This is a genomic window from Mycobacterium sp. SMC-4 (assembly GCF_050205565.1).
GTDB lineage: Bacteria > Actinomycetota > Actinomycetes > Mycobacteriales > Mycobacteriaceae > Mycobacterium.
This window is the reverse complement of the sequence record NZ_JBNMQU010000001.1, coordinates 602,237-618,085: the sequence shown is the minus strand read 5'-3', so window position 1 is coordinate 618,085 and position 15,849 is coordinate 602,237. Positions and strand designations below refer to the sequence as shown.

The window sequence follows — 15,849 nt, the reverse complement described above, 5'->3', positions numbered from 1 at the left end:
CGTTGTCCGTGTCGATAATACGGTGACGCGCGGTCTGCGGGCTTGCTGGGACGAGACACCCCGGTCGAGTAGCGGATGATGGTTACGTGGCACACCGACTCCCCGCCGCAGGCCCCGCCCGACCGAGCTTCGCCGAAGCGCTGACCGGTGCCGATTCGGCGGGCGACGCCGAGCGGCGCCGATCGCTGCGTCGGATGAAGCTGGTCGCGCTGAGCTTCCTGCTCGGCGCGACCGTCATCTTCCTGCTCTGTAGCTGGGCGCAGTCCCGCGGCGCGGATCCCTGGGTCGGCTATGTGCGGGCGGCCGCCGAGGCCGGAATGGTTGGGGCGTTGGCCGACTGGTTCGCCGTCACGGCGTTGTTCAAGCATCCGCTCGGCATCCCGATCCCGCACACGGCGATCATCAAACGCAAGAAAGACCAGCTCGGGGAGGGTCTGGGCACGTTCGTGCGGGAGAACTTCCTGTCGCCGGCCAATGTGGAGACCAAGCTGCGCGACGCCGAAGTCGCCGGTCGGGTGGGCAAGTGGCTGGCCGACCCGGCACACGCCGAACGCGTCGCGGCGGAGACGGCGACGGTACTGCGGGTGCTGGTGGAGATGCTGCGCGACGAGGACGTCCAGCAGGTGCTCGACCGCATGATCGTCAAACGGATCGCCGAACCGCAGTGGGGTCCACCGATCGGCCGGGTGCTGTCGACGTTGCTCGCGGAGGGCCGTCAGGAGGCGCTGCTGCAGCTGCTGGCCGACCGCGCGTTCCAGTGGTCGCTGGACGCCGACGAGATCATCGAGCGCGTGATCGAGCGGGATTCCCCGACGTGGTCGCCGCGCTGGGTCGACCACCTCGTCGGCGACCGCATCCACCGGGAACTGATGGACTTCACCGACAAGGTGCGCCGCAACCCCGACCACGAGTTGCGGCGCTCGGCGACGCGGTTCCTGTTCGACTTCGCCGACGATCTGCAGAACGATGCCGCGACCATCCAGAAGGCCGAGAACATCAAAGAGCAGATCATGGGCCGCGACGAGGTGACCCGGGCCGCGGAGACCGCGTGGACTGCGGCCAAGCGCATCATCCTCGAGTCGGTCGACGACCCGTCGTCGACGCTGCGGGCCCGCATCGCCGACACCGTGGTGCGCCTGGGGGAGTCGCTGTGCGACGACGCCGATCTGCGGGACAAGGTCGACAACTGGATCGTGCGCGCCGCGCAGCATCTGGTCGGTCAGTACGGGGTGGAGATCACCGCGATCATCACCGAGACCATCGAACGGTGGGATGCCGAGGAGGCCAGCCGGCGCATCGAGTTGCACGTCGGCCGCGACCTGCAGTTCATCCGGATCAATGGCACGGTGGTCGGCTCGCTGGCCGGCCTGATGATCTACACCATCGCCCAGTTAGCCTTCTGACCTGCGCTAACTAGTGCTTGCAAAAGTTAGCACCCGGGCGTACCGTGGCGGGTGTCGGTAACCGGCTACCCATCGCGGAAGGAGGCGACTCGTGGCGCAGGACGAAAAAATTGCCGCTGTCGTGTCCAACGCTGCGCAGGACATCGGGTCTTTCATCCGGAGCCAGCGCGAGGCTGCGCAGGTCTCTGTGCGGCAACTGGCCGAGAAGGCCGGCGTCAGCAATCCCTACCTCAGCCAGATCGAGCGCGGTCTGCGCAAGCCCTCGGCGGACGTGCTCAACCAGATCGCCAAAGCGCTGCGGGTCTCCGCGGAAGTGCTCTACATCCAGGCGGGGATTCTCGAGCCGGCCGAGACGAACGAGGTTCGGGACGCCATCGTGACCGACACGGCGATCAATGAGCGGCAGAAGCAGGTGTTGCTCGACATCTACGCCTCGTTCTGTGCGCAGAACGAGGCGGCCCTTGACGCAGCAGGGGCCTCGGACAGTGTCAGCGAACCAGACGAGGAGCCGACCACTGAAGACAAGAGCCCACTAGCACTGACCCAATCAATGGCGATTGACCCCACAAACGTGAATTGAAAGGAAAGACCATGGCTGACGACAAGAACCAGTTCGACATCGATGACCTGAAGGCTCCGCTGCTGGCCGCCGTGGGTGCCGCGGACCTGGCCCTGGAGCGCGTCAACGAGATCGTGGCCACGCTGCGTGAGCGCGCCGGTGAGGCCCGCTCCGACGCCGAGACCCGCGTCGAGGAGAGCCGCGCCCGCCTGAACCGCCTGCAGGAGCTGCCGGGCCAGTACGCCGACCTGCGCGGCCGGCTGAGCTCCGAGGAGCTGCGGAAGTTTGCCGAAACCTACGCCGACGCCGCCCAGACGACCTACACCAAGCTGATCGAGCGTGGCGAGGCCGCTCTGGAGCGCCTGCGCAGCCAGCCGGCGCTCGAAGGAGCCGCCAGCCGGGTCGAGGAGTACACCGATCAGGCCGTCGAGCTCACCCAGGAAGCGCTGGGCAATGTCGCCTCGCAGACCCGCGCGGTCGGTGAGCGCGCCGCCAAGCTGGTCGGGGTGGAGCTGCCCAAGCGTGCCGAGGAAGCCGCCGCGCCGGTGAAGAAGGCTGCTGAGAAGGCTCCCGCCGAGAAGGCTCCGGCCAAGAAGGCCCCCGCGAAGAAGGCTCCGGCCAAGGCCGCCAAGGTGCCGGCCAAGAAGGCCCCCGCCAAGAAGGCGCCGGCCAAGAAGGTCACCCAGAAGTAACTCGGTCACCCGGTAGGGGTGGTCGACCGGGGGGCGTAACCCGCATAGGCTGTCGAGCGTGCAGCTCCAAGGCCTCGTGGGTTACGTCCTCTCCGCGTTACAGATCGCCGTGTTGGTGATGGCGGTCTATTCGTTCGTCCACGCCGCGATGCAACGGCCTGACGCCTATCCGGCGGCCGACAAGCTGACCAAGCCCGTGTGGCTGGTGATCCTCGGTGTCGGTGTGCTGCTGGCTCTGGTTCTGGGCATCATGGGTGTCGCGATCGCCGCGGTGGCCGCCGGCGTCTATCTGGTCGACGTGCGCCCGAGACTGCTCGAGGTGCAAGGGAAGTCACGGTAGTGCGGCGTCGGATCACTGCCGTCGTCGTGGCGGCATGCGCGATGCCGTTGGTGACGGCGCCGATCGCCGCCGCCACTCCGGTCGGGTCACCGCCGCCCTACGTCGACCACGTCGAGTGGGCCAAGTGGGGCGACCTGTCGAGCCTGCGGGTCTATCCGACGCCGGCCGGCCGCGACACCTCCGGCCGGCCGGGCACCACCGCCGCCAGCGAGCAGGCGTGGACCGAGGTCCTGGCGTTGTCGCCGGACGCCGCGATTCCGGGCATGAAGGAACAGTTCCTGTGCCACTGGAAGTTCGCCGAGATCTTCGAGCCGGGCAAGACCAGCTGGAACCTGGAACCGTGGCGCCCCGAGGTGGCCCCGGATCAGATGGTGGCCACCGGCTGCAACCCGGGCGGCACCGAAGAACCCTTCTGATGGGGTCCTACACCCGCGCCGACGTCGCGGCGCGCGTCGATCACACGCTGCTCAAACCCGAAGCGACAGAAGCCGATATCGAAGCGCTGGTCGCCGAGGCGGCCGATCTGGACACCTACGCCGTCTGCGTGTCGCCGACCTTGGTCGCCACCGCCGCGCAGGCCCGCCAGGGCGGGCAGGTGGTGGCCGCGGTCGTCGGTTTCCCGTCAGGCAAACACGTTTCGGCGATCAAGGCGCACGAGGCGCAGCTGGCCGCAGCGGACGGCGCCACCGAGATCGACATGGTCATCGACGTGGGTGCGGCGCTGGCCGGCGCGTTCGACCGGGTGCGCGACGACATCGCCGCAGTCCGCGACGCTGTGCCGAAGGCGGTGCTGAAGGTCATCGTCGAATCAGCGGCGTTGATGAACCTCGGTGACGATCAGACGCTGCTTGACGCGTGCCACGCCGCCGAGGACGCCGGTGCCGATTTCGTGAAGACCTCCACGGGTTTTCACCCCGGCGGCGGCGCCTCGGTGCGTGCCGTGGAGCTGATGGCCGGCGCGGTGGGCACGCGGCTGGGGATCAAGGCCAGCGGCGGCATCCGCACCGCGGCCGCCGCCGCAGCGATGCTCGACGCCGGCGCCACCCGGCTCGGGTTGTCCGGTACCCGGGCGGTTTTGGACGGTTTCGACCGCTAGAGCGTCACAGTCCGCTGAAGCACGGATCTTCCTGCTGCTTCGGGATCGAGGCGTTGTGCGACGAGAACTGGCTGACCACACCGGAATCGGTGACCTCGACCGAGTCGGCCTTGATGTCCATCGGATAGTTCTGCGTCAACTCTGCGGTGAACGCGTCGAGGGCGGGCTGCACGATCTCGCGGGGCAGCGTGAACCCCAGCCCGGTGACCTGCTGCACCTGCAGGTTCAGTCCACCGTCGACGACCTGCGGACGCGTCGTGATGCTGCCCAGCGCCCCTTCGAGCTCGATGGTGCCGTCAGCGGGGTTGGTGGTGACGTTGTTGACGAAGCTGCCGACGAGCGGGACCGCGCCCTGGATCGTCTGCTTGATGCCTTCGGCGCTCCACGTGATGTGCGCGAGCATCGACCCGATCGAACCGCTGGAGTCGGCGCTGTCCTCCAGGCGGACGTCGTTGATGTCCAGCTCGACCTTCATGCCCTTCGCGTCGCGGATCTGGTTGCCGGCCGTCTGGATGCGGATGTTGGTGTAGTGCCCGGAGACGTGCTGCACCACGAACGGCGGCAGCACCCCGAACGATGCCTCGGCGTCGTCCTGCACCACGCACTCGACGACCCCGGCGACCACCGAGTTGGCCCGGTTGCGCGCGTAGAGCTCGGTGGCGAGCACACCCGCGAACACCAGCGCGACGACGATCACCACCACCAGCACGACCGACATCGGATCGGACAGCATCTTCTTCAGTTTCGCCGGCAGCGATGCTTCCGCGGGGTCGGCCGGTGCGCCCGGACCGGGGCCCTGCGGCGCGTTCGGGGGGAAGGGTGGCTGCGATGGGCCGGCTTGCTGAGGTGGACGAGCCCAGGGATCGGTCACGCCCGCGATTCTGCCCTACCCGCATGAGCGAACGCTGAGCGGTTCTGCAAGACCGCGACCGTCTCGCGGGCTTTGCGGGCGGCGTCGAGGTCCACGTCGGTGACCAGCAGCTGCGGGTCGGGTCCCGCGGCGACCAACACTTCACCCAGCGCCGAGGCCACCAGGCTGCCGCCGACGCCGGTCGGTCCGAGCTTGGCGATCTCATCCCCGGGATAGGCCTGCCCGACGGCGGCGACCACGCTGTTGGTGTCGATCGCGCGGGCCCGGGCCAGCAGCGTCCACTGCTCGAGTTTGCCGGGGCCGGTGCCCCACGATGCGTGCGCGGTGATCACCTCGGCGCCACGCTCGGCGAGCTCGACGTAGAGCTCGGGGAACCGGATGTCGTAGCACAGGGTCAGCCCGACGCTCACGCCGCCGACGGTGATGACGACCGGCTCGGTGCCGGGGGCGACGGTCTTGGACTCGGTGAAGCCGAACGCGTCGTACAGGTGGATCTTGTCGTAGCGGGCCTCGACGCCGGCTCCGGTGGCGATCAGCGTGTTGGTGACGCGGGTGCCGTCGTCGGCCGGGGTGAACATCCCGGCGACGACGACGATGCCCGCGCGGTCGGCGATCGCGCGGGCCTGGGAGGCCCACGGCCCGTCGAACGGCTCGGCGACCGGGGCCAGCGGCACCCCGAACCGGCACATGGTGGCCTCGGGGAACAGCACCAGGGACGCGCCGGCGTCGACGGCCTGCCGCGTGTAGTCCTCGACCAGCGCGAGGTTGGCGTCCGGGTCGGTGGTGCTGCGGATCTGAGCCAGGGCGATGCGCATGTCCCCCAGGGTAGTGAGTGCCGGTCAACCGATCGGCGCGACGGAAGACCACGGCACCGTGAGGACCCCGTCGCGGATGCTGCGCCGCGGCGTGGTCAATGGAACGCCCTGGGCGGCAAGGATTTCGGTCATGGCCCGCCAGCGGGCGCGCGGCCCGAAGACGCCGTGGCCGGCCGCGGCGGCCCAGGCATGGTCGGCGGCGCGCAGCAGCGCATGGATCGGCTGACCGTCGACGTTGTGGTGGATCAAGACCTTCGGCAGGCGTTCGGCCAGGTCGGAGGGACGCTCGATGGCGAAGGGGTCGCAGGCCAGCGTCAGGCTCAGCGCCCCGGTGGCATCCAGCAGCACCCAGCAGCAACGGCGGCCCAGTTCGTCGCAGGTGCCGTCGACGATCAGCCCGCCGGGGGACAGCCCACTCTGCAACCTCGCCCACGCGTCGGGCACCGCCTCGACCGGGTACTGGCGCAGCACGTTGAACGCGCGCACCAGCACCGGACGCCGCCCGGCCAGTTCGAACCCGCCGAGCGCGAATTCGACGCCGGGCACCGCCGCGGATTGGGCGGCGCGGACACGCTCGGGGTCGATCTCCAGCCCCAGGACACGGACGTCGTTGCGGACCTCGCGCAGGCGGGCGGCGAGCTCGAGCGTGGTGACCGGTTTGGCGCCGTAGCCCAGATCGACCACCAGCGGGTCGTCGGCGGACTGCAGCGCGGTGCGCACCTGGGCGGAGTGCACCAACCAGCGGTCACTGCGCCGCAGCCGGTTGTGACCGGTGGTGCCCCGGGTGATCGCCCCGAGCGGTCGCGCAGGTGGCATGGGTCGGATCTCAGCCGTTCTCGGCGATCCAGCCCGTGGTGAAGCGTTGCTCGGCGATCAGCAACTCGACCAGTTGGTTACCGATGAAGTTCTCGATCTTGCCGCCCACCAGCGGGACGCGGACCTCGACGGTCGCTTTCAGGTCCATCCGCGCCCGGCTCCCGGAGTCCGCGGACACCAGCAGCGCGTTCCCGCTCAGGCTCGCCGGGGCACCGGGGATCGCGCCGGTGACCACCGCGCTGGCCTGCCCGTCGACGAGCGGGCTCCAGGTTTCCTCGCGCACCAGCCTGAGGTCGCCGCGATGGAACTGGGTGACCACGGCCGGCAGTCGGTCGGCGCGCAGGATCTGCGTCGTCTTGACGCGGATGCCGCCGTCCGGCTCGACGGTCATCTCGTCGAGGCGGACGTCGTCGGCGCCGGAGTCCTCGAGACGCACGAGCCAGTACTGCTCGTTGCTGAAGGCGCGATGAACCTGTTCGACGGTGCCCCCGTATTCGGCGGCCAAGTCGAATGAACGCGGCATGGCAAACCACGCTACCGTTAGCGGCCGTGGTCAGTTCGACGCCAGGCGGCGTGGCGGTCGCCGAGGGAGTGCCCCTGGCGCCGCTGACGACGCTGCGCGTGGGGCCGGTCGCCGCCCGCCTGATCACGTGCACCACCACCGAACAGGTGATCGACGCGGTGACCGCCGCCGGACCCGATGCGCTCGTGCTCGCCGGGGGCTCCAACGTCGTGCTCAGCGACGACCTCGCCGATCTGACCGTCATCCACGTGGCCAACCGGACCGTCGTCGTCGACGGTGACCGGGTGCGCGCGCAGGCCGGCGCGGTGTGGGACGACGTCGTCGCCGCATCCCTGGAGCACGGACTGGGCGGACTGGAATGTCTTTCCGGAATTCCCGGTTCGGCGGGGGCGACACCGGTGCAGAACGTCGGGGCCTACGGCGCGGAGGTCGCCGACACCCTCAGTCGGGTCCGGCTGCTGGACCGCCGCACCGGTGCGGATCGCTGGGTGTCGCCGGATGAGCTTCAATTCGGTTACCGCACAAGCATTCTGAAGAATTCGTCGGCGATGGTGGTGCTCGAGGTCGAGTTCACCCTCGACACCTCCGGGCGCAGCGCGCCGCTGCGTTACGGCGAGCTGGCCGCGGCGCTGGGGGCGCAGCCCGGGGACCGTGCCGACCCCGCGGCCGTGCGCTCGGCGGTGCTGGCCCTGCGCACCGGCAAAGGCATGGTCCTCGACGACGCCGACCACGACACATGGAGCGTGGGGTCCTTCTTCACCAACCCGGTGGTCACCCCGGCCGCCTACGAGCGCGTCGCCGCGACGGCCGACCGGCCCGTCCCGCACTACCCCGCACCGGACGGCGTGAAGCTGGCCGCCGGGTGGCTCGTCGAGCACGCGGGCTTCGGCAAGGGCTATCCGGGTCCCGACGCTCCGGCCCGGCTGTCCACCAAACACGCGCTGGCACTGACCAACCGCGGCCACGCGAGCAGCGCCGACATTCTCGCCCTGGCCCGGACGGTCCGTGACGGAGTGAAGTCGGCATTCGGGATCGAACTCACACCCGAGCCGACGCTGATCGGGTGCCGGCTCTAGGTACTGTCGGTTCACGTGAGCTTTGCCGACACCGCGCTGACCAGACGGCGTGCGCTGCTCGCACTGGGCGTCGGCGCGATCGCCCCCGGTGTGCTGGCGGCCTGCGGATCCGAGGGCGGACCACTGGCCGGCGAGGACGAAGCGCCCAAACAGCCGACGGTCATCTACGACCCCGCGGTGGCGGCACGGGAGGTCAGTCCCACCGCCCGCATCGCGGTGCGCGTGCAGGACGGGACCTTCCAGACCGTCACCTTGACCAACCGCAACGGCAAGGTGGTGACCGGCGAACTCGACCCCGGCCGGACCACGTTCACGGTCACCGAGCCCCTCGGCTACGGCATGACCTACACCTGGGCCGGCAGTGCCGTCGGACCGGACGGTGCGACCGTGCCTCTCGCGGGGGCGTTCACCACCGTCGAGCCGGCCACCCAGGTCAACGGCCGTTTCCAGCTCGCGGACGGGCAGACCGTCGGCGTCGCCGCGCCGATCATCCTGCAGTTCAACGCGTCGATCCCGGAGTCGGCGCGCGCCACGGTGGAGAAGGCGCTGACCGTCACCACCGCGCCGCAGGTCGAGGGCAGCTGGGCCTGGCTGCCCGACGAGGCCGCCGGTTCCCGGGCGCACTGGCGCACCCGCGACTATTTCCCGGCCGGCGCCACCGTGCACGTCGACGCCAAGCTCTACGGCGTGCCGTTCGGCGACGGAGCCTACGGCGCGGCCGACTCCACGCTCGATTTCAGCATCGGGCGCCGACAGGTGGTCAGGGCCGAGGCGAGCAGCCACCGCATCCAGGTGCTCGACGGTGCCGGCGCGGTGATCATGGACTTCCCGTGCAGCTACGGCGAAGGCGACCTGGACCGCAACGTCACCCGCAGCGGCATCCACGTCGTCACCGAGAAGTACGAGGACTTCTACATGACCAACCCGGCCGCCGGCTACGCCAACGTGCGCGAGCGGTTCGCGGTGCGGATCTCCAACAACGGCGAGTTCATCCACGCGAACCCAGCCAGTTCGGGCGCGCAGGGCAACAGCAACGTGACCAACGGGTGCATCAACCTCTCGCTCACCGATGCCGAGCAGTACTTCCACACCGCCCTCTACGGCGACCCGGTGGAGGTCACCGGCACCCGCATCCCGCTCTCCTACGCCGACGGCGACATCTGGGACTGGGCCGTGTCGTGGGACGAGTGGGTGGCGATGTCGGCGCTCTCGGAGCAGGGCACCCCGGACGGCATTCCCAGCACGGCGCCGGTGACGCCGTCGCAGGCCCCGCAGCCGGCCGGCGCCCGCCCCGGCCGCTGACCCTGTCCCCGCCGAAATTGCATTCCACGCGCGTCAAACCGCGATTTGACGCGCGTGGAATGCAAGTTCGGCGGGGTAGCGGGGGGTTAGACGCGGTGGAAGCGTGAGCCGGAGGCTCCGCTGACCTGGTCGCGCGGACGGACCACGATCAGATCCAGGTCGACGTGCGCAGGCCGGCTGGCGACGAACCCGATCACCTCGGCGATGTCCTCGGCCACCAGCGGTGTGACGCCCTGGTACACGGCGTCGGCGCGCTCGCGGTCGCCTTCGAAGCGGTTCAGCGAGAAATCGGTCTTGACCATCCCCGGCGCGACCTCGGTCAGGCGGACCGGCTGCCCGAGCAACTCACTGCGCAGCGTGCGGTGCAGCACGCCCTGAGCGTGCTTGGCCGAGGTGTAGCCGCCGCCGTTGTCGTAGATCTCGACCGCCGCGATCGACGTCACGGTCACGATCAGGCCGTCGCCGGAGGCGATCAGTTTGGGCAGCAGCGCCCGGGTGACGTGCAGCGTGCCCAGCACGTTGGACTCCCACATCCAGCGCCAGTGGTCCACATCGGCATCGGCGACCGGCTGCAGGCCACGCGCCCCGCCGGCGTTGTTGACCAGCACGTCGACCCGGTCGAGGCGACCGGCCATCGCGGCCACCGCAGTCGCGTCGGTGACGTCGGCCACAATCGCGGTCCCGTCGATCTCGGCGGCCAGGGCCTGGATCGGCGCCTCCCGTCGCGCCACGCAGACCACGTGAAAACCTTGTGCAGCAAGGGTTCTCGCGGTCGCTTCGCCGATTCCGGCGCTGGCTCCGGTGACCACGGCAACGCGGCGGGTATCTGTAGGCGTCGTCATGGGTTCAACACTAGGCCGCAAAACTGCAGGCTTCGCATGTGGCTTCGCGCGTGTTAACTTGACCGCGTGTACCGGAATGGTCAGGCAGTCCTCGCTGCCGCGCGGCGTGCGTGTTGTTGTTGTCACGCATCACGCCGCGCCTGACTGGACTCGGACTCTCCCCGTCCCTGCGAGTCGCCAGGTGTGGCCCGGCCCCCACCTGAACCGACTTCCGTAAGGACCCTTCCGTGAGCGCTTCCGCCACCACCCTCGCCTCTCGCCCCCGCACCACCTCGGCCAAGCGCGTGACCTCGGCAGCGGTCGCGGCGCCGGGACGCTACCCGCAGGCCCTGCTGCACCACGTGGTGGCGCCGTCGCTGCGTCTCCCCGAGGCCGCCGCGGCCGCGGTGTTCGCCGCGGCCCGCCAGCGCGGCCCGATCGCGCGTGACGTGATCGCCCAGGTTTCGGGCCTGAGCATCGCCACGGTGAACCGGCAGGTCACCGCCCTGTTGGACGCCGGAATGCTGCGGGAACGCCCTGATCTGGCCGTATCGGGCGCCATCGGACGCCCGCGCGTGCCCGTCGAGGTCAACCACGAACCGTTCCTGACCGTCGGCGTGCACATCGGCGCCCGCACGACCGCCATCGTCGCCACCGACCTGTTCGGCCGCACGCTCGACGTGGTGGAGACCCCGACCCCGCGCGGGCCGCAGGCCGCCGCGTTGTCCGCGATCGCCGCCAGCGCGCGCCGCTACCTCAGCAGGTGGCACCGGCGGCGTCCGCTGTGGGTGGGCGTGGCCGCCGGCGGCGTCGTCGACAGCACCACCGGCTACCTCGACCACCAGCGGCTGGGCTGGTCGGACGCCCCGGTGGGGCCGGTACTCGCCGAAGCGCTCGGCCTGCCGGTGTCGGTGGCCTCGCACGTCGACGCAATGGCCGGCGCCGAACTGCTGCTCGGCGTGCGCCGGCAACCGACCCCGACCGCCACCAGCCTCTACGTCTACGCCCGCGAGACCGTTGGCTACGCCCTGTCCATCGGCGGACGCGTGCACTCACCGGCCAGCGGGCCCGGCACCATCGCCGCGCTGCCCGCGCACTCCGAATTGCTCGGCGGGACAGGACAACTGGAATCCACCGTCAGCGACGAAGCGGTTCTGGTCGCGGCCCGTAAGGCCCGCGTGGTCCCCGCCGACGGCCCCAACTCCACCGTCACCGCCGTGCTGCGCGCCGCGCGCGCCGGCAACGAGGCCGCCGTCGCGCTGGTCACCGAACGTGCCCGCGTGCTCGGCGAAGCGGTGGCGCTGCTGCGCGACATGCTCAACCCCGACGACCTCGTGGTCGGCGGTCAGGCCTTCACCGAATACCCCGAGGGCATGGCGATCGTCGCGCAGGCGTTCGCCGCCCGCTCGGTGCTGCCGCACCGCGACATCCGGATCACCGCGTTCGGCAACCGCGTCCAGGAAGCCGGCGCCGGCATCGTCTCCCTCGGCGGGCTCTACGCCGATCCGATCGGCGCGATGCGACGCGCACAGTCCCGCCGCCCCGAGGTGAGTGCATGAGCCGGGCCGCCGAGCCGGCGGTGTAGACATGACGATGTGCCTCTAGCGACCGACCAGGCCGGCCGACCGTCCGGACTGCCCGCGCCACGCCGCGTAGCAGTGCTGTCCGTGCACACGTCACCCCTGGCGCAACCGGGCACCGGCGACGCCGGCGGCATGAACGTCTACGTGCTGCAGACCGCGCTGGAACTGGCTCGCCGCGGCGTCGACGTGGAGATCTTCACCCGCGCGACGTCCTCGTCCGACCAGCCGGTGGTCAAGGTCGCTCCCGGGGTGCTGGTGCGCAACGTGGTCGCCGGCCCGTTCGAGGGTCTCGACAAGAACGACCTCCCCACCCAGTTGTGCGCGTTCACCGCCGGGGTGCTGCGCGCCGAGGCCACCCACGAGCCCGGCTACTACGACATCGTGCACTCCCACTACTGGCTGTCCGGGCAGGTCGGCTGGCTGGCCGCCGACCGCTGGGCGGTGCCGCTGGTGCACACCGCCCACACCCTGGCCGCGGTCAAGAACGCCTCGCTGGCCGCCGGGGACACCCCGGAACCACCGATGCGTTCCATCGGCGAGCAGCAGGTGGCCGACGAAGCCGACCGGCTGATCGTCAACACCGACCACGAAGCCCAGCAACTCGTCGCGTTGCATCACGCCGATCCGCAGCGCATCGACGTCGTGCACCCCGGCGTCGACCTGGACACGTTCACCCCCGGCGACCAGGACGCCGCGCGCGCCGCGCTGGGGCTCACGTCCGGCGAGCCGATCGTCGCGTTCGTCGGCCGCATCCAGCCGCTGAAAGCGCCCGACGTGCTGCTGCGGGCCGCCGCGAAACTGCCGGGCGTGCGGGTCGTGATCGCCGGTGGTCCCTCGGGATCCGGGCTGGAGACCCCCGACAGCCTGGTTCACCTCGCCGACGAGCTGGGTATCACCGAGCGCGTGACGTTCCTGCCCCCGCAGTCGCGCGACGACCTGGTGCGCGTCTACCGCGCCGCCGACGTGGTCGCCGTCCCGAGCTACTCGGAATCCTTCGGCCTGGTCGCCGTCGAAGCGCAGGCCTGCGGCACGCCGGTGGTGGCCGCCGCCGTCGGCGGCCTGCCCGTGGCGGTCCGCGACGGCGTCAGCGGGGCGCTGGTCGACGGCCACGACATCGACGACTGGGCCACCACCCTGGGCGCGGTGTTCGCCGAGAATCCGGCCACCATGGCGTCGGCCGCCGTCGCGCACGCCGCCACGTTCTCCTGGGCGCACACCGTCGACGCGCTGCTGGCCAGCTACGGACGCGCCATCGCCGACCACCGGGCCGGCGAACTCTCCGCGCTGCGGAAAGGGCCGCGGCTGTCGCTGCACCGCGGAGTGTCGGCATGAGCGCGCCCACCCCGGACTCCGTTGTCACGGTGATCGAGAAGACGCTCGACGAGTCCGAGCTCACCTACTTCCACCACGAAGGCGCCCACGGCGGCCTGCCCGGTGTGGTCGTCGAGCTGCCCGGCGAGCGTCGGCTCAAGACCAACACCATCCTCAGCGTCGGGGAGCACTCCGTGCGCGTCGAGGCCTTCGTGTGCCGCCGCCCCGACGAGAACTTCGAGGGCGTCTACCGCTTTCTGCTCAAACGCAACCGCAGGCTCTACGGCGTGGCCTACACGCTCGACAACATGGGCGACATCTACCTCGTCGGCCGGATGGCGCTGGCTTCGGTGACACCCGACGAACTCGACCGTGTGCTCGGCCAGGTCCTCGAAGCCGTCGACTCGGACTTCAACACTCTGCTCGAACTCGGGTTCCGCTCCTCGATCGAGAAAGAGTGGGAATGGCGGGTGTCGCGGGGGGAGTCGCTGAACAACCTGCGGGCGTTCGAGCACCTGATCGGCGATCAGGACGACTGATTCCGCGCGTGAGAAGATGCCGTACATGGCAGATACCGCGACGCTGATCCTGCTCCGCCACGGCGAGAGCGAGTGGAACGCACTGAACCTGTTCACCGGCTGGGTCGACGTCGACCTGACCGACAAGGGACGTGCCGAAGCCATCCGCGCCGGGGAGCTGCTCAAACAGCAGGACCGGTTGCCCGACGTCGTCTACACCTCGCTGCTGCGTCGCGCCATCACCACCGCCAACGTCGCCCTCGACAAGGCCGACCGGCACTGGATCCCGGTGCACCGCGACTGGCGTCTCAACGAACGGCACTACGGCGCGCTGCAGGGCCTGGACAAAGCCGAGACGAAAGCCAAGTACGGCGACGAGCAGTTCATGGCGTGGCGGCGCAGCTACGACACCCCGCCCCCGGCCATCGAAGCCGGTTCGACGTACAGCCAGGACGGCGACGCACGCTACGCCGACATCCCCGGCGGCCCGCCGGCGACCGAGTGCCTCAAGGATGTGGTGGAGCGGTTCGTGCCGTACTTCACCGAGACCATCGTCCCCGATCTGAAAGCCGGGAAGACGGTGCTGATCGCCGCGCACGGCAACTCGTTGCGCGCGCTGGTGAAGTACCTGGACGGCATGTCCGACGACGACGTCGTCGGGCTCAACATCCCCACCGGCATCCCGCTGCGCTACGACCTCGACGAGAACCTCAAGCCCACCGTCGCAGGCGGCCGGTACCTGGATCCCGACGCCGCGGCCGCCGGTGCGGCGGCGGTGGCCGCCCAGGGCGCCAAGTAGCCCGTCGCCCCGCGCCGGCGAACGGCGGGTGAACAGATGAGAACGCACCGCCGAATACTGCGCTTTGCCGCTGTGAGTTGTCCCGATTTGGCCGCACGCTGCTGGGATGACGTTCACCGGATACGTACGATCGTCGCGTGAGTGTCGTGTCGGCGCTGCTGCTCGCCGCGGTCGTGGCGCTGCTGATGCTGCCGGTCGGTGTGGCGGTCGGAGTCCGGGTGGCTCCGAGAGTTCGTGAGCGCCGGCAACGCGCGGCGAACCCCACGGGCCTGACCGTCTCCCAGATGCACGAGCGCATCGCAGCGAACTCACCCAACGGCGTCGTGGTGGTCGACACCTTCCGTGACGTCGTCTACTGCAACGAGCGCGCCGAAGAACTCGGCGTCGTGCGGGACCGGCTCCTCGACGATCGGGCCTGGGAGGGCGCACGCCGGACGCTGGCCACCGGTGAGGACGGCGAGATCGACCTGTCCGAGCCGAACCCGAACCGGTCGGGACGCTCCCGTCTCTCGGTGCGCGGGTACGTCCGGTTGCTGGCCGAGACCGACCGCCGGTTCGCGGTGATCTACGTCGACGACCAGTCCGAGCAGGCTCGGATGGAAGCCACCCGCCGAGATTTCGTGGCCAACGTCAGCCATGAGCTCAAGACGCCGGTCGGAGCCATGAGCGTGCTGGCCGAGGCGGTGCTGGCCTCCGCTGACGACCGCGATACCGTGCGCCACTTCGCCGAGAAGATCGTCGCCGAATCCAACCGGCTCGCCGACATGGTGGGCGAACTCATCGAGCTGTCCCGGCTGCAGGGCGCCGAACCCCTGCCCGACCTCGAGGTCGTCGACGTCGACACCGTGGTGTCCGAGGCGCTGTCGCGGCACAAGGTGGCCGCCGACAACGCCGACATCGCGATCACCACCGACGCGCCCACCGGGTTCCGCGTGCTGGGAGACCAGACGCTGCTGGTGACCGCGATCGCGAACCTGGTGTCCAATGCGATCGCCTACTCGCCCAACGGGTCGTCGGTGTCGATCAGCCGCCGCCGCCGCGGCGACGCCATCGAGATCGCGGTCACCGACCGCGGCATCGGCATCGCCGCGGCCGACCAGGAGCGGGTGTTCGAACGGTTCTTCCGGGTCGACAAGGCCCGCTCCCGCGCCACCGGCGGCACCGGTCTGGGGCTGGCGATCGTCAAACACGTCGCTGCCAACCACAACGGGACCATCCGGTTGTGGAGCCGGCCGGGAACCGGGTCGACGTTCACGCTGTCGATCCCGGCATATCTGCGGAGCGAAGACTCCGAACATGACGACGAACGAGAGGACTAATGCAC

General features: G+C 70.0%; 18 protein-coding genes. 13 read left to right on the top strand and 5 right to left on the bottom strand.

The features are described from left to right. Window positions 1-86 precede the first annotated feature (86 nt). The 6 genes from ACQI46_RS03020 to deoC all read left to right on the top strand — a co-directional run bounded on the left by ACQI46_RS03020 (window position 87) and on the right by deoC (window position 4,090). Window positions 87-1,403 (top strand): DUF445 domain-containing protein, encoded by a 1,317-nt coding sequence (locus ACQI46_RS03020; RefSeq protein ID WP_427092442.1) that lies wholly within the window; start codon window positions 87-89, stop codon window positions 1,401-1,403. A 91-nt stretch (window positions 1,404-1,494) separates the two neighbouring features. Further along, the gene (locus ACQI46_RS03015; protein WP_427092441.1) at window positions 1,495-1,983 is read left to right on the top strand and encodes a helix-turn-helix domain-containing protein; all 489 of its coding nucleotides are present in this window, start codon (window positions 1,495-1,497) and stop codon (window positions 1,981-1,983) included. 11 nt (window positions 1,984-1,994) lie between these two features. After that, window positions 1,995-2,654, top strand: a complete 660-nt coding sequence (locus ACQI46_RS03010; protein WP_427092440.1) for a heparin-binding hemagglutinin — start codon at window positions 1,995-1,997, stop codon at window positions 2,652-2,654. Between the two features lie 58 nt (window positions 2,655-2,712). Then, complete coding sequence (locus ACQI46_RS03005; protein ID WP_427092439.1) at window positions 2,713-2,994, top strand: DUF2516 family protein; 282 nt, start codon at window positions 2,713-2,715, stop codon at window positions 2,992-2,994. Between the two features lie 41 nt (window positions 2,995-3,035). Beyond that, complete coding sequence (locus ACQI46_RS03000; RefSeq protein ID WP_427092789.1) at window positions 3,036-3,410, top strand: DUF2599 domain-containing protein; 375 nt, start codon at window positions 3,036-3,038, stop codon at window positions 3,408-3,410. Continuing rightward, complete coding sequence (deoC, locus tag ACQI46_RS02995; protein ID WP_427092788.1) at window positions 3,407-4,090, top strand: deoxyribose-phosphate aldolase; 684 nt, start codon at window positions 3,407-3,409, stop codon at window positions 4,088-4,090. The genes ACQI46_RS03000 and deoC overlap by 4 nt, the downstream gene beginning before the upstream one ends. A 4-nt stretch (window positions 4,091-4,094) precedes the next feature. Here deoC and ACQI46_RS02990 read toward each other — a convergent pair whose 3' ends face one another. The 4 genes from ACQI46_RS02990 to ACQI46_RS02975 are packed head-to-tail and all read right to left on the bottom strand — an operon-like array spanning window position 4,095 to window position 7,115. Beyond that, complete coding sequence (locus ACQI46_RS02990; RefSeq protein ID WP_427092438.1) at window positions 4,095-4,961, bottom strand: LmeA family phospholipid-binding protein; 867 nt, start codon at window positions 4,959-4,961, stop codon at window positions 4,095-4,097. Further along, window positions 4,958-5,776, bottom strand: coding sequence for a carbon-nitrogen hydrolase family protein (locus ACQI46_RS02985; protein WP_427092437.1), 819 nt, complete (start codon window positions 5,774-5,776; stop codon window positions 4,958-4,960). The genes ACQI46_RS02990 and ACQI46_RS02985 overlap by 4 nt, the downstream gene beginning before the upstream one ends. 24 nt (window positions 5,777-5,800) lie before the next feature. Continuing rightward, a complete protein-coding gene (locus tag ACQI46_RS02980) occupies window positions 5,801-6,592 on the bottom strand; it encodes a class I SAM-dependent methyltransferase (RefSeq protein ID WP_427092436.1) in 792 nt (263 codons plus the stop codon). Between the two features lie 10 nt (window positions 6,593-6,602). Then, the gene (locus ACQI46_RS02975; protein WP_427092435.1) at window positions 6,603-7,115 is read right to left on the bottom strand and encodes a DUF2505 domain-containing protein; all 513 of its coding nucleotides are present in this window, start codon (window positions 7,113-7,115) and stop codon (window positions 6,603-6,605) included. Window positions 7,116-7,141: 26 nt separating this feature from the next. Here ACQI46_RS02975 and ACQI46_RS02970 point away from each other — a divergent pair, with 26 nt between their 5' ends. Then, a complete protein-coding gene (locus ACQI46_RS02970; RefSeq protein WP_427092434.1) occupies window positions 7,142-8,191 on the top strand; it encodes a UDP-N-acetylmuramate dehydrogenase in 1,050 nt (349 codons plus the stop codon). A 15-nt stretch (window positions 8,192-8,206) separates the two neighbouring features. Then, the gene (locus ACQI46_RS02965; RefSeq protein ID WP_427092433.1) at window positions 8,207-9,493 is read left to right on the top strand and encodes a L,D-transpeptidase; all 1,287 of its coding nucleotides are present in this window, start codon (window positions 8,207-8,209) and stop codon (window positions 9,491-9,493) included. Window positions 9,494-9,579: 86 nt separating this feature from the next. Here ACQI46_RS02965 and ACQI46_RS02960 read toward each other — a convergent pair whose 3' ends face one another. Then, the gene (locus tag ACQI46_RS02960) at window positions 9,580-10,335 is read right to left on the bottom strand and encodes an SDR family oxidoreductase (protein ID WP_427092432.1); all 756 of its coding nucleotides are present in this window, start codon (window positions 10,333-10,335) and stop codon (window positions 9,580-9,582) included. 227 nt (window positions 10,336-10,562) lie between these two features. Here ACQI46_RS02960 and ACQI46_RS02955 point away from each other — a divergent pair, with 227 nt between their 5' ends. The 5 genes from ACQI46_RS02955 (at window position 10,563) to ACQI46_RS02935 (ending at window position 15,844) form a co-directional block, all read left to right on the top strand. Further along, a complete protein-coding gene (locus ACQI46_RS02955) occupies window positions 10,563-11,873 on the top strand; it encodes an ROK family protein (protein WP_427092431.1) in 1,311 nt (436 codons plus the stop codon). Window positions 11,874-11,909: 36 nt separating this feature from the next. Next, window positions 11,910-13,229: a D-inositol-3-phosphate glycosyltransferase gene (gene mshA / locus ACQI46_RS02950; protein ID WP_427092430.1), complete on the top strand. Its 1,320-nt coding sequence runs from the start codon at window positions 11,910-11,912 to the stop codon at window positions 13,227-13,229. Further along, complete coding sequence (locus tag ACQI46_RS02945) at window positions 13,226-13,747, top strand: YbjN domain-containing protein (protein WP_427092429.1); 522 nt, start codon at window positions 13,226-13,228, stop codon at window positions 13,745-13,747. The genes mshA and ACQI46_RS02945 overlap by 4 nt, the downstream gene beginning before the upstream one ends. Before the next feature lie 25 nt (window positions 13,748-13,772). After that, window positions 13,773-14,525, top strand: a complete 753-nt coding sequence (locus ACQI46_RS02940) for a phosphoglyceromutase (protein ID WP_427092428.1) — start codon at window positions 13,773-13,775, stop codon at window positions 14,523-14,525. Window positions 14,526-14,662: 137 nt separating this feature from the next. Then, the gene (locus ACQI46_RS02935; RefSeq protein ID WP_427092427.1) at window positions 14,663-15,844 is read left to right on the top strand and encodes an ATP-binding protein; all 1,182 of its coding nucleotides are present in this window, start codon (window positions 14,663-14,665) and stop codon (window positions 15,842-15,844) included. Window positions 15,845-15,849: the final 5 nt, after the last annotated feature.